Origin of the sequence: Serinibacter arcticus (assembly GCF_004786095.1) — a bacterium.
Classification (GTDB): Bacteria; Actinomycetota; Actinomycetes; order Actinomycetales; family Beutenbergiaceae; genus Litorihabitans; species Litorihabitans arcticus.
On record NZ_RHPJ01000001.1, the window covers coordinates 770713 to 784107 of the forward strand.

Here is a 13395-nt window from a genome sequence, read left to right on the forward strand (position 1 = left end):
CGGCCACCTCAGTCGCAGATCGTCCCCTCGGCCGGCAGCTCACCGGTCAGCAGGTAGGTGTCCACCACCCGGTCCACGCAGGGTGAGACACCGCCGTAGACGGCGTGGCCCTCGCCGTCGTAGGTCAGCAGCCGGCCGGACTCGAGCTGGTCGGCCAGGGAGACCGACCAGGCGTGCGGCGTCGCGGGGTCGCGCAGCGCGCTGACCACCAGGATCGGTGCCGCCCCGGACGCCGTGATCGGGACCCGCTCGACGTCGGCCGCCGCCGGCCACAGCACGCACGCGAGCTCGGCGACCGACCCCGGTCCGAACAGGGCCGAGGCGTCCTCGAGCGCACGGACGTTCTCCACGGCCTGCTCGTACGTCGAGGTCATCGGGTAGTCGGTGCAGTCGATCGCGGGAAAGGCGAACGGATGGTTCACGTCGTCGGAGCCGGCCATGACCCCCGCATCGCCGATCTCGTCGACCACGGTGCCGTCCGTCCCGGCCTCGACGTCCGCCAGGCCGGTCACGAGGGCGGGCCAGTCGGCGGCCCAGTACATCGCGCCCGTGACGGCCGACCACAGCTCGCCGCCGTCGAGCTCGCCGTCCTGGGCGTCCGAGGGCAGCGGATCGGCGTCGAGCGCGTCGACGAGCTCGAGCACCCGCTCCTGAGCGGCGTCGGCGTCCGCCGGGAGCGGGCAGGCGGCCACGTCCTGGCACTGCCCGACGAACGTCGCGAAGACCTGCTCGAACCCCGCGAGCTGCTCGGACTGCAGGTCGGCGTAGCCGAGGGCGGGGTCGACGGCGGAGTCCAGCACCAGGCGGCCCACCCGGTCGGGGAACGTCTCGGCGTACACCGCGCCGAGCAGCGTGCCGTAGGAGTAGCCGAGGTAGGTCAGGCGCTCCTCACCGAGCAGGGCGCGCACCACGTCGAGGTCGCGCGCCGTCGTGGCGGTGTCGACGTGGTCCAGGAGCGGTCCCGAGCGCTCGACGCAGAGCTCCCCGAGGGCGGTGTGGTCGACGCGGAACCGCTCGACGTCGCGCTCGTCGCGGAGGTCGTAGAGCCTGGCGGTCGGGTCGTCCTCGCCCGGTTCGAGGCACCGCACCTGGGTCGAGGCGCCGACACCGCGCGGGTCGAACCCGACGACGTCGTAGGCGTCCAGGACGTCGCCCGAGAAGATGGACCCGGCCGCGTCGACGAGGTCGACGCCCGACTCCCCCGGTCCGCCCGGGTTGACGACGACGGACCCCTGGCGCTGCTCGTCGTCGCCGGTGGCCGGCAGCCGCTTCATCGCGATTCGCACGGTCTCCCCCGGCACGTCCTCGTAGTCCAGGGGCACCAGGATCGTGGCGCAGTCGACGTACTTGCCGCAGGGCGCCCACTCCACGGGCTGAGCCTCGACGTCGGCCAGCGTGGCGAAACCCGACGCGGCGGGGGCGTCCTCGATGCCGCCGGCGTCCGCCTCGCGCGGGTAGGGGCCGCCCGGCGGGGTGCAGGACGCGAGGGCGAGGACCGCCGTCGCGACCGTGGCCACCACCACCCGCGCACGCGCCCTCAGCACGCGCTCGGTCCGCACGTGGTCAGTCCGCACGTGGTCAATCTGTCCCGGTCACGTCCGGCACCGGCGCCACGGGCTGCAGCATCGGCGGTCGGGTCTCCGTGCAGCCGGACACGGCGGTGGCGCCGAGCACGATCGCGCCGAGCACCGCGAGCGTGCGCGCCACGATCGAGGCCGTCCTCCTGGTGGTGCGGTCCATGCCGGACATCCCTCTCACCCCTGCGGCCGCAGCGCGACCGTCATCGCCTCGACCGCCAGCAGCGGTGCGACGTTGCCCGCGAGACGCGTGCGCGCCGTCGCGATCGCCTCGGTGCGACGCAGCGTCTGCTGCGGGTCGCTCGCGGCGGCCACGGCCCGCACGTCGGCGACCTGCGCGGCGTTGACCAGGTCGACGTCGGAGCCGACCTGGACCGCGAGCACGTCGCGGTAGAACGAGAGCAGGTCGGTCATCGCGCGGTCCAGACCGTCGACGACGGCGCGCTTGCCCCGCCGCTTCTGGTCGTCCTCGAGCTGCCGGATCTGCGTGCGCACGTTCGCGGGGAGGGTCTTGCCGCCCTCGGCGTTGTCGGCACCCAGCGAGCGCAGCAGCGCGGCCTTCTCGACGGCGTCGCGCTCGGCCATCGACGCGCTCGCCTGCGCCGTGGCGACCTCGACGAGCTCACCAGCGGCGATGACGGCGTCGCCGACACCACGCACGCGCGAGGCGATCTCGAGCACGCGGTCGCGCCGCGCACGGGCCTCGGCGTTCAGCGCCAGCGAGGTCGCCAGGCCGATGTGGCTCTGGGCGGCGCGGGCCGCGACCAGGGCGTCGTCGCGATCGATCCCGTGGCGGCGCACCAGGAGGTCGGCGACGGCGTCGGCCGGCGGCACGCGCAGCGTCACGTGGCGGCAGCGCGAGCGGATCGTGGTGATGACGTCCTGCTCGCTCGGCGCGCACAGGATCCAGACCGTGCGCGGCGGCGGCTCCTCGATGGCCTTCAGGAGTGCGTTCGCGCTGCGCTCGACGATGCGGTCGGCGTCCTCCACGACGATCACGCGCCAGGGCGCCTCGCCGGGCGTGCGCTGCGCGATGGTCACGAGGTCACGCACCTCGGCCACCGTGATGACGGTCTTGTCGGTCGCGACGACGTGCACGTCGGGGTGCGTGCCGCGCATGACGCGCGCCCGTGCGTTGTCGGCGACCTCGGAGGTCCAGCGGCCGCCGTCGCCCGCCACGAGCGCGGCCGCGAAGGCACGCGCGGCCACGGACCGACCGGAACCGGGAGGTCCCGTGACGAGCCAGGCGTGGGTCATCGACGAGGGGTCGGTCACGGCGCGGCGCAGGACGGCCACGGCGTCGGGCTGCCCGACGACGTCGTCCCAGACCGAGGTCACGCGGGGACCCCGCCGCTCGGGGCGAGGAGCGGTGCGACCTCGGCGCGGATGCGCGCCGCGAGCTCCTCGATCGGGAGGGACGCGTCGAGCACGCGCCACCGCTGCGGCTCGGCTGCGGCGAGGGCGAGGAAGGCGTCGCGGGTGCGACGGTGGAACTCGGCGCCGGCGCGCTCGAGCCGGTCGGGCGAACCGGTCAGTCGCTGCGGCAGCAGGGCGGGGTCGAGGTCGAGCAGGAACGTCATGCGGGGAAGCAGACCACCGACCGCCCACATCTGCAGATCCCGCAGCTCCGCGAGCCCCAGCTCGCGTCCGCCAGCCTGGTAGGCGAGCGAGGAGTCGAGGTAGCGGTCGGTGATCACGACGGCGCCGCGCCCCAGCGCCGGACGGACCAGGCTCGCGACGTGGTGGGCCCGGTCGGTGGCGTAGAGCAGCGCCTCGGTGCGGGCGTCGACGTCGTCCCCGTGCAGGACCAGCTGGCGCAGCGTCCGGCCGAGCTCCGTCCCCCCGGGCTCGCGCGTGCGCACGACCTCGCGGCCGAACGACTCCGTCAGCCACGCCGCCAGGTGCGCCTGCTGCGTGGTCTTGCCCGCGCCGTCGCCACCCTCGAAGGACAGGAACAGGCCGGGTTCGGCCGGGGCGGCGGGGTCGGGGATCACGGCTCCAGGGTAGTGGCGGCTCGCCTGCTACCGGACGGGAGCGGGCGCCGCGACCGGGCGGCAGAACTCGCGCGCCGGTCGTCCCGAGAGCGCGAGCAGCGTCAGGATGTCGAGCGGTGTCACGAGGAGAGCCGCTCCCACCAGAGGGCCGGCGCCGCTGGACACCCACGTGGCGAAGAGGGCCGACAGCGAGACGCAGCCCGACACGAGCACCAGCACCCTGGCCAGGTCGACGCCGCGCAGCACCAGCGTCGCGAGGACGGCGGGCACGACGGCGGCCACCGCACCGGCCACGACGGTGATGGTCCACGACGAGCCCGGCAGCACCACAGCCGTCGCGTCCCCACCCGTGGCGGCCGCGAAACCCGCCGGACCGGTGATCACCAGCTCGACGACCGTGGCCGCCAGGACGAGAGCGCGCACGTAGGTCGCCACGACCCCGAACAGGATCGTCGAGGGGCGGGCGATCCGGCGGACTCCCCCGTCCGGACGCCGGTCGAGGAGGTCGTCGTCGCGCACGCCCTCGAACGCCGGGCGCTTGCGCCGCTCGGCGGAGGCGGTCGCGCTGTCCTGGGGCTCGTCGCGGAGCTGCACCACCCTGGTCGGCCGAGGCACCGGCGGCGATCCCTCCGCGACGGGCAGCACGATCACGGGGAGATCGCCGTCGGTCCGGACCGAGTCACCCCCACCGTTGCGGGAGTGGTAGCCCGCGGCGAAGTCCTGGAGGAGGTGGACGGTCACGTCGGGCACCCCCGCGCGCACCGAGGCGACGACGTGGTCGCGCTCGACGTCGATGTCCGCCTCGATCCGGTGCGTCACCTGGAGCGTGAACAGCGAGAGTCCGACCGCGCGGTCGAAGGTCCCCGCTGCGAGCCAGTCCACCCGGGTGCCACCGGGGAGCAGCCACCCCGGCGGGCAGCGCCAGAACCGGACGTGGTGGCGCTTGGCGGGATTCCCGTCGACCTCCTGCTGGTAGGCGAAGTCCTGCTGCCGGCCGAAGAGGAACAGCGGGCTGACCGGTGCCCGCGCATAGCTGCGACGGGAGAGCGTGGTCGTCACGATGCGCCAGCTGGAGCGCAGCGTGACGTCGTCGGCCCGGATCCAGCCCGCACGGTTCATGACGTCGTGCAGCACGTCCTCGGGCCCGAGGACGGACAGGTTGACGGGGTCGCCCAGAAGTCCGTCGCTCGTCCGGGTGCGACCGATGAAGTACGCGGGGACGTAGACGTCGGTGAGGATGCGGTGCAGCCGCGGGAGGACCAGGTAGGCCAGCAGGATCCAGAACAGGACCAGACCGGGCAGGGCCCACCAGCCGCGGCCCCACGCGTCGGAGACGACGAGCACGGCGAGCCACGCGGCGGCCAGCCCCGCGAGGACGAAGAAGAAGGCGTCCAGCCCCTGCCGCAGCCGTCCGGGGAGCCGGACGGCCGCGGGAGTGACGGCAGGCACTGCGGCGACCTACTCGCCCGGGTAGACGACGCCGAGCTGGCGGCGCACCTCGTCCATGATCTCCATGACCTCGACGGAGGCCTGCCACGTCATGAGCGGCGAGCTGGTCTCGCCCGCGACGATCTGCCGCGCGGCCTCGGCGGCCTGGAACTGGAACCCGCCGGGGAGACGCCCGGAGACGTCCTGGCGCGTGCCGTCGAGCAGCGAGAGGTGGACGTCGGTGGGGTTGTAGAAGGTGGGGTCGAGGTCGATCCGCCCCTCGGTGCCGGCGACGGTCGCGTTGTTGAGCATCGCCGTCTCCATCGAGGACGTCGCGACGGCCACCGCGCGCTGCCCGTAGCGCAGCACCACGGTCTCGGCCTTGTCGACCCCGAGGTCGGACAGCTCGCCGTAGGCGTGCACCTCATCCGGGACGCCGAGCACGGCGTGCGCGAACGAGATCGGGTAGACGCCGAGGTCCAGCAGCGCGCCGCCCGCGAGGTCCGGGTTCCACAGCCGGTGCTCGGGACCACCCGGGATGTTCTGGCCGTGCAGCGCCGTGAGCGAGATGACGTCACCGATCGCCCCGGCGGCGACGGCGTCGACGGTCGCGCGGTAGCTGGGCAGGAACCGTGCCCACATCGCCTCCATCGCGAACAGGCCGCGGGAGGCGGCGACATCGAAGATCTCGCGCGCCTCGGCGGCGTTGCGCGTGACGGCCTTCTCCACGAGCACGGGCTTGCCCGCGTTCAGCGCCAGCAGCGCGTGGTCGCGGTGCTCGGAGTGCGGGGAGGCGACGTAGATCGCGTCGATCTCGGGATCGGCGACGAGCTCCTCGTAGGAGCCGTACGAGCGGGGCACGTCCATCTCGGCGGCGAACGCGGCCGCGCGGTCGGCGCTCCGCGACCCGACGGCGGCGATCGTGGACGCGGTGTGCGCCGGGATGTCGGTGGCGAACTTCCTGGCGATGCCGCCGGCCGCGAGGATGCCCCACCGGATCGCGGGGGCGTCCCTCGGGTCGGGGTAGGCGCTCGCCGGGGCAAGGGCAGGGTCGGCGGTGGACGGGGCGGCAGCGGTGGCGTCGGTCACACGGCAAGCCTATGCCGCGGGCGGGGCGGGAGGTCCGGGCGTCCTCATCGAGGGCGGACGGTCCCTCGTCCAGGGAGGGGACGCCCACCCCCAGCGAGCCCAGCCACCTCCGCACACCACCTTGCCGCGCGCGACGTGCGGCGCGGTGGCGAGCGCCGCGCGGGGTCAGGCCTTCTTGGCGGGGGCCTTCTTCGCAGCGGGCTTCTTGGCCGCCGGCTTGCGCGCGGCGGGCTTGCGGGCCGCCGGCTTCTTGGCCGGCCCCTTCGCGCGCTTCTCCGCGAGCAGCTCGAAGCCGCGCTCGGGGGTGATCGCCTCGACCTCGTCCTCCTTGCGCAGGGTGGCGTTGGTCGTGCCGTCGGTGACGTACGGACCGAACCGACCGTCCTTGACGACTACCGGCTTCTCGCTGACCGGGTCCACCCCCAGCTCGCGCAGCGGCGGCGTCGCGGAGGCGCGGCCGCGCTGCTTCGGCTGGGCGTAGATCGCCAGCGCCTCCTCGAGCGTGATGTCGAAGATCTGCTCCTCGGAGGTCAGCGAGCGGGAGTCCGTGCCCTTCTTCAGGTACGGGCCGTAGCGACCGTTCTGGGAGGTGATCTCGACGCCCTCGGCGTCCGTGCCGACCACGCGCGGCAGCGACATCAGCTGCAGCGCCTGCTCGAGCGTGATGGTGTCGAGCGACATCGACTGCAGCAGCGAGCCGGTACGGGGCTTCGCCTTCGCGGGGGCCTTCTTCCGCTTCGGCTTCGCTGCGCCGTCGGTGCCCCCGGCGGGAGCAGCAGGCTCCTCGGCGGCAGGCGGGTCGGGGATGACCTCGGTGACGTACGGCCCGTAGCGGCCGTTCTTCGCGACGACCTGCAGCCCCGTGGCGGGGTCGACGCCGAGCTCGATGTCGCCGTCGGACTGCGTCTCGAGCAGCTCCCGAGCGCGTTCGGTCGTCAGCTCGTCGGGGGCGACGTCCTCGGGGACGGAGGCGCGCAGCGCCGTCCCGTCGGCGCCGGTGCCCTCGAGGTAGGGGCCGTACCGCCCGACGCGCAGCGTGATGCCGTCGCCGACCGGGATGGAGTTGATGTCGCGCGCGTCGATGTCGCCGAGGTCGTTGACCAGGCCCGACAGACCGGGCGCGTCGCCCACGCCGTAGTAGAACTGCGTCAGCCACTCCACGCGGTCCTGGCTGCCGGCCGCGATGCGGTCCAGGTCGGACTCCATGCTGGCCGTGAAGTCGTAGTCCACGAGCGAGCCGAAGTGCTCCTCGAGCAGCCGCACGACCGAGAACGCGAGCCAGCTCGGGAACAGCGCCTGTCCGCGGCGCAGCACGTAGCCGCGGTCCACGATCACGCCGATCGTCGCGGCGTAGGTCGAGGGGCGGCCGATGCCGCGCTCCTCGAGGGCGGCGGTCAGCGACGCCTCGGTGTAGCGCGGGGGCGGCGAGGTCTCGTGGCCGTCGGCCGTGAGCGGACCGTTCGCGACGCCGTCGCCCTCCCGGACGTCGGGCAGGCGCGAGGCGCCCTTGTCCTCACCCTTGGCCGCGGCGTCGGCGCCGTCCTCGTAGCGGCCGGCGTCCTTGCCCTCCTCGTACGCGGCGAGGAAGCCGCGGAAGGTGATGACGGTGCCCGAGGCGGAGAACTCCGCCGTCGTGCCGGTCGCGAGCGTGCCGGCCGTGGCGGAGGTGATCTCCGCCGTCGTGCCGGCCTGCATCCGGATGGAGGCGGTGGAGCCGCGCGCATCCGACATCTGCGAGGCGACCGTGCGCTTCCAGATCAGCTCGTACAGCCGGAACTCGTCACCCGAGAGCGCCTTGGCGACCTGCGCCGGCGTGCGGAAGTGGTCGCCGGCGGGGCGGATCGCCTCGTGCGCCTCCTGCGCGTTCTTGCTCTTGTTGGCGTAGACGCGCGGCTTCTCCGGCACGTACTCCGCGCCGTAGAGGTCGGCGGCCTGGCGGCGCGCGGCCGAGACGGCCTCGGTCGACAGCGTCACCGAGTCGGTACGCATGTAGGTGATGTAGCCGTTCTCGTACAGCGACTGCGCGGTCCGCATCGCGGCCCGGCTGTTCATGCGGAGCTTGCGGCTCGCCTCCTGCTGCAGCGTGGAGGTGGTGAACGGCGCGGCCGGACGGCGCGTGTACGGCTTCGTCTCCACCGAGGAGACGGTGAAGCTCGCGCCGCCGAGCGCCTCGACCAGACCGTGCGCACCGGCGGAGTCGAGGTGGACGACACCGCCCGTGCGCCCCTTGAGCTGCCCGACGTCGTCGAAGTCGCGGCCCGTGGCCACGCGCGTGCCGCCGACGCTCGTCAGGCGGGCGTTGAACGCGGTGCCCGCGGTCTCGCCGCGTCCTCCGGTGAACTCGCCGGAGACGTCCCAGTAGGACGCGCTGCGGAATGCCATGCGCTCGCGCTCGCGCTCGACGACGAGGCGGGTCGCGACCGACTGCACCCGACCCGCGGACAGGCCGGGGCCGATCTTGCGCCACAGGACCGGTGAGACCTCGTAGCCGTAGAGACGGTCGAGGATGCGGCGGGTCTCCTGCGCGTCGACGAGGCGGGTGTCGAGCTCGCGCGTGGCGTCGAGCGCCCGGACGATCGCCTCGCGGGTGATCTCGTGGAACACCATGCGCTTGACGGGGACCTTGGGGTCGAGCACCTGCAGGAGGTGCCACGCGATGGCCTCGCCCTCGCGGTCCTCATCCGTGGCGAGGTAGAGCTCGTCGGCGTCCTTGAGCTTGCGCTTGAGCTCGGCGACCTTCTTCTTCTTGTCGGCGTCCACCACGTAGTAGGGGTCGAAGCCGTCCTCGACGTTGACCGCGAACTTCTTGTACGGCCCCTTCTTCATCTCCGCCGGCAGCTCGCTCGGCTGCGGGAGGTCGCGGATGTGCCCCACGCTGGCCTCGACCTCGTAGTCCGAGCCGAGGAACGGCGTGATGGTGCGCGCCTTGGTGGGCGACTCGACGATGACGAGCTTGGGCAACAGGGGGCCTTCCGGTGCTGGCACCGGCGTCCCGGGGAGGACGTCGGCAGTGATGGTGCGAGGACGGGTCCGTGGCGCACGCTACCCCGAAGCCGCGGTGGGGGCGCAAGCCGACCCGTCTCGCGTGTGGGCGACGTCCCGCGCCGGCGTCAGCGGCGGGCGAGCAGCTGGGCCCACGCCGACGCGGCCGCGCAGCCGACGACGGCGGCCGCCGACCCCCCGTAGGCGAGCAGGAGCCCGGCGCCGTCGAACGCGTCGCGGGCCTCCGTGTACGTGGCGGCGAGGTCGACGCCGGCCAGGGTCGTCAGGAGCGTCACGACGCCGACGGCGATGCCACCGATCGCGACGCCGCCGAGCACCAGCGAGGCCGCGACGCGGCCGGGCGATCCCGGGAAGCCGTCGGCCCGGCGACCGCTGCCCGGCACCATGATCAGGAGCGTCCAGGCGGTCACGACGGCGATGGCCGCGATCACGTCGGAGGGCCGGTGCCAGCCGAGGGACATCGTGGCGACGGCGGTGGCCGCCGTGTAGGCGCCGCCGAGGATGGCGACGAACGGCCTCGCGGCCCGCGGGGCGACGAGCAGCGCGACGGCGGAGACCGAGGCCGCGACCGTCGTGTGGCCGCTGGGGAGGGAGTTGTCCAGGGAGGGCATGCCCGCGAGGTCGGGGCGCTCGACCATCTTCTTGAACACCTGCGTGAAGAGGTTGGCCCCGACCACGACGATGACGGCACGCGCGGCGTCGCCCCACCGCCGGCGCGCCAGGGCGATCGCGACGACCGCGATCATCGCGACGACCAGGAACGGCACGCTCACGACCGACAGCACGACGTGGCTGATGGGTTCGAGCTGGTCGCGTCCGCGCTCCGAGCCGACGAACGCGAGCTCGTCCACCCACAGTCCCGCGGCGCTGCCGACGAAGCAGCGGGCCAGTCCGGCGACGGCGACCCCCGCCACGATCGCCCCGACCAGGCTCCAGACCCACCGGGTCGCGCGCTGGGGGTTGACCGGGCGGGCGGGGCCGGCTGGGCCGCGCTGCGCGTCGTACGCACCCCCACCGGGGTGCGTGCCGCCGAACGGCTGCCCGCCGTCGGGCGGCGCGTGCTGGACCATGCTCATGAAACTACGGTAGATCGGCCGCGAGGTGGCCGGGCGCTCGACCCGCGCGGAGCTGGGCCTCGCCCCGGGGAGATCCGGTGAAGAGGGCGGTCAGTCACGCGATCGGTCCCGCGGCCGGTCCTGCGGTCGGTCCTGCGCCGCGAGACCGCGCCAGCGCGCGGCACGGAGCGAGCCGTCGGGGGTCCAGGAGTCGAACGTGACCTCGCCCTCGACCTCGGGCCGCACCCAGACGGCGACGCGGGCCTCGACGGCGGGCACCGGCGTCGTGAACGGGTTCTCGCCCGTGCGCAGCGGCCCGAGGAGGGCCAGAAGGCGGTCGAGCTCGGCGTCGGTGAAGCCCGTCCCGACCTTGCCGACGTAGCGGAGGGCGGCGTCGCCGTCGTGCTCATCGCCGTCGCGCACACCCAGCAGGAGGGAACCGATGCCGCCGTCGCGTCGACCCTGCCCCGGCCGCCAGCCACCGACGACGACGCGCGCCTCGGCCTGGTGCTTCACCTTCACCCACGCGGGACTGCGCCTCCCGGGCCGGTAGGGCGAGTCGAGCCGCTTGGCCATCACGCCCTCCCCCTCGACGGAGGCCGTCGCCGCGAGCGCCTGATCGAGCGTGCCGGGCAGGGTCGGGCTGCGCAGCCAGCCGGCGTCGCCGTCGCCGAGCCCCGCGCTCGCCCCGATGTCGGCGGACGGGAGGTCGAGCACCTCGAGGATCTCCGCGCGGGCGCTGAGCGGCTGGGCCGTGAGGTCGACGCCGTCGAGCTCGAGCACGTCGAACACGACGAGCCGCAGCGGCGGGCGCGGCGCGGTGCCGTGCTCCTGCAGCGCGTGGAAGCTCGGTCGGCCGTCACGGAGAGCGACGATCTCGGCGTCGAGGAGGCCGTCGTGGTCGGTGAGGGCCTCGGGGACGACGGCGAGGCCGGGGAACTCGGAGGTCAGGTCGCGTCCGGAGCGGCCGACGAGCCGGACGGTTCCGTCGCGCAGCGCGGCGATCGCGCGGTAGCCGTCCCACTTCGGCTCGAACGACCACCGCTCGGGGTCGAGCTCGGCGTGCGTGATCGGGTCGAAGGAGGTGGCGAGCATCGGAGTCGGCACCTTCCCGAGGGAGCTCCGGGCACCGGCCGTCCGAGGACCGCCGCTGTGAGCGGCGCGCTCGCCGTCGTGGGCCGCGGACGGCGAGCGGTCCTGCGCCGCCGGAGCGTTGTCGTCGGGAACCGCGCCGGGTGCGCCGCTCGCAGCGGCGGGCGCGGGAGCGGGAGCGGGAGCGACGAACGTGACGGGCGGGTGCGGGACGCGCGCGGCGCCGCCGTCGCCGTCGTCCGAGGCGGCATCGGCCGGCAGGAGGGCCGTGAACAGGTCGCCGTCCTGCGCGCGCTCCAGCACCTCTGCCATCAGCAGCTGGCGCAGCCCACCCGCCTCGATCTCCTCCCAGGACCGCGGCGCCGCGACCCAGGGTTCGAGGCGGCCGCGCACCGAGTACGGCGAGACGGTCGTCTTGGCGGCGTTGTTCTGCGTGTGGTCGACGAACACCTTGCCCTCGCGCAGGTCGCGCTTCATCTGCATCAGCGCGAGCTTCGGGAGCTCCGCCACCAGCGAGGCGGCGAGCTCCGCCGCGAAGGCGCTGGCCGCGGCCGAGCTCACGCCGTCGAGCGCCGCGTACAGGTGGATCCCCTTGCTCCCGGAGGTGACGGGGACGCACGCGAACCCGACGTCGTCGAGCAGCTCGCGCGCCGCGAGCGCCACCTCGCAGCACTCCTCCAGCCCGACGCCGGGGCCCGGGTCGAGGTCGACGACCAGCCGATCGGGGCGGGTGTCGGCGTCGTCGAGCACGAGGCTGCGCCGGCCCTCGATCACCGCCGGCGGGAGGCGCCACTGCGGCACGTGCAGCTCGATGCTCGCCATCTGCGCGCACCAGACCAGCACGGCGTCCTCGGTCGCGAGCGGGTAGGTGACCGGGCGCTCGTGGTGCACGATCGTGGCGCGCGGGACCCAGTCGGGCGTGCCGGAGTCGAGGTTCTTGGTGAAGAACGGATCGGCGTCCCTGCCGCGGACCGGGCCGGTGCCGTGCGGCCAGCGCTTGCGGGTGACGGGTCGTCCGGCGAGGTGCGGGAGCATCACGGGCGCGATCCGCCAGTAGTACTCGACGAGCTCGGCCTTGGTGGTGGGATGGGCGGCGTCGCCCGCGGGGTCGCCGGGAAACAGCACCTTGTCCGGGTTGGTGAGGCGAACCGTGCGCTCGCCGACGCGGACCGCCTGCGCGGCACCCGCCCCCGAGCCCGAGCCGCTCGGCACTAGGACGCCTTGGCGGACTTCTTGGCCGGAGCCTTCTTCGCGGGCTTCTCCTCGGCCTTCGTCGCGGCCTCGCGCGCCTTCTTGCGGTCCTCCACGCTCTTGCGCAGCGCGGCGACGAGGTCGACGACGTCGGCCGGCTCGTCCTCCGTCTCGACGGCGGTGAAGGACTCCCCACCGGTGAGCTTGTCGTCGATGAGCTGGCGCAGCTGAGCGGTGTAGTCGTCGGTGAACGCGCTCGCGTCGAAGTCCTCGGCCATCGACTCCACCAGGCTGGCGGACATCGCCAGCTCCTTGTCGGAGATGTCGGGCTGCTCGTCGAGCGCCGAGAACTCGGCGGTGCGGACCTCGTCGGGCCAGATCATCGTCTGGACCACGAGGACGTCGTCGCGCACGCGCAAGGCCGCCAGGCGGGTCTTGTTGCGCAGCGCGAAGTGCACGATCGCGGTGCGGTCGGTCTCCTCGAGCGTGCGACGCAGCAGCGCGTACGCCTTCGGCGAGCGGGAGTCGGGCTCGAGGTAGTAGCTCTTGTCGAGCAGGATCGGGTCGATCTGCTCGTTCGGCACGAACTGCAGCACCTCGATCTCGTGCTTGGCCTGGGCCGGCAGCGTGGCGAAGTCCTCGTCGGTGAGGACGACGCGCTGACCGTCCTCGGAGTCGTAGGCCTTGGCGATCTGGTCGTAGGTGACGACCTCGCCGCACACCTCGCAGCGCCGCTGGTAGCGGATGCGACCGCCGTCCTCGGCGTGCACCTGGTGGAAGGAGACGTCGTGGTCCTCGGTCGCCGAGTAGACCTTGACCGGCACGTTCACCAGGCCGAAGGCGAGTGAGCCCTTCCAGATGGATCGCATCCGGCCATTGTGGCGCGGCGGGGAGCCCGAGGGAACGGTCGAGCTGAAACGGCCGGTGGAGACGTCCGTGGTCCCGGACCACGCACACGCTTGACCC

General features: G+C 73.7%; 10 protein-coding genes. All 10 read right to left on the bottom strand.

Annotated elements, in window-relative coordinates:
* Positions 1–8: 8 nt before the first annotated feature.
* On the bottom strand, positions 9–1574 hold the full coding sequence (locus SERN_RS03610) for an alpha/beta hydrolase (protein WP_135848712.1): 1566 nt from the start codon (positions 1572–1574) through the stop codon (positions 9–11).
* 4 nt (positions 1575–1578) lie between these two features.
* Positions 1579–1740: a hypothetical protein gene (locus SERN_RS15235; RefSeq protein WP_158292553.1), complete on the bottom strand. Its 162-nt coding sequence runs from the start codon at positions 1738–1740 to the stop codon at positions 1579–1581.
* Between the two features lie 14 nt (positions 1741–1754).
* Complete coding sequence (locus SERN_RS03615) at positions 1755–2915, bottom strand: DNA polymerase III subunit delta' (RefSeq protein WP_135848713.1); 1161 nt, start codon at positions 2913–2915, stop codon at positions 1755–1757.
* Positions 2912–3571 carry a dTMP kinase gene (tmk, locus tag SERN_RS03620; RefSeq protein ID WP_233251433.1) on the bottom strand — a complete coding sequence of 220 codons (660 nt, stop codon included), beginning with the start codon at positions 3569–3571 and terminating at the stop codon, positions 2912–2914. The genes SERN_RS03615 and tmk overlap by 4 nt, the downstream gene beginning before the upstream one ends.
* A gap of 27 nt (positions 3572–3598) precedes the next feature.
* A complete protein-coding gene (locus SERN_RS03625; RefSeq protein ID WP_233251434.1) occupies positions 3599–5020 on the bottom strand; it encodes an LssY C-terminal domain-containing protein in 1422 nt (473 codons plus the stop codon).
* 9 nt (positions 5021–5029) lie between these two features.
* A complete protein-coding gene (locus SERN_RS03630; protein WP_135848714.1) occupies positions 5030–6088 on the bottom strand; it encodes a Gfo/Idh/MocA family protein in 1059 nt (352 codons plus the stop codon).
* Positions 6089–6253: 165 nt separating this feature from the next.
* Entirely contained in the window at positions 6254–9052 is a 2799-nt protein-coding gene (topA, locus tag SERN_RS03635) for a type I DNA topoisomerase (protein ID WP_135849010.1), read from the bottom strand.
* Positions 9053–9198: 146 nt separating this feature from the next.
* Positions 9199–10167, bottom strand: a complete 969-nt coding sequence (locus SERN_RS03640; RefSeq protein ID WP_135848715.1) for a phosphatase PAP2 family protein — start codon at positions 10165–10167, stop codon at positions 9199–9201.
* Between the two features lie 90 nt (positions 10168–10257).
* Positions 10258–12450, bottom strand: a complete 2193-nt coding sequence (ligD, locus tag SERN_RS03645) for a non-homologous end-joining DNA ligase (RefSeq protein WP_135848716.1) — start codon at positions 12448–12450, stop codon at positions 10258–10260.
* Positions 12450–13298 carry a non-homologous end joining protein Ku gene (gene ku / locus SERN_RS03650; protein WP_135848717.1) on the bottom strand — a complete coding sequence of 283 codons (849 nt, stop codon included), beginning with the start codon at positions 13296–13298 and terminating at the stop codon, positions 12450–12452. Before ku ends, ligD begins: the two co-directional genes overlap by 1 nt.
* Positions 13299–13395: the final 97 nt, after the last annotated feature.

Bases quoted from the DNA above. Each gene is read 5' to 3' on its own strand.
- SERN_RS15235 (WP_158292553.1), bottom strand. From the start codon at position 1,740: ATGGACCGCACCACCAGGAGGACGGCCTCGATCGTGGCGCGCACGCTC.
- SERN_RS03640 (WP_135848715.1), bottom strand. From the start codon at position 10,167: ATGAGCATGGTCCAGCACGCGCCGCCCGACGGCGGGCAGCCGTTCGGC.
- ku (WP_135848717.1), bottom strand. From the start codon at position 13,298: ATGCGATCCATCTGGAAGGGCTCACTCGCCTTCGGCCTGGTGAACGTG.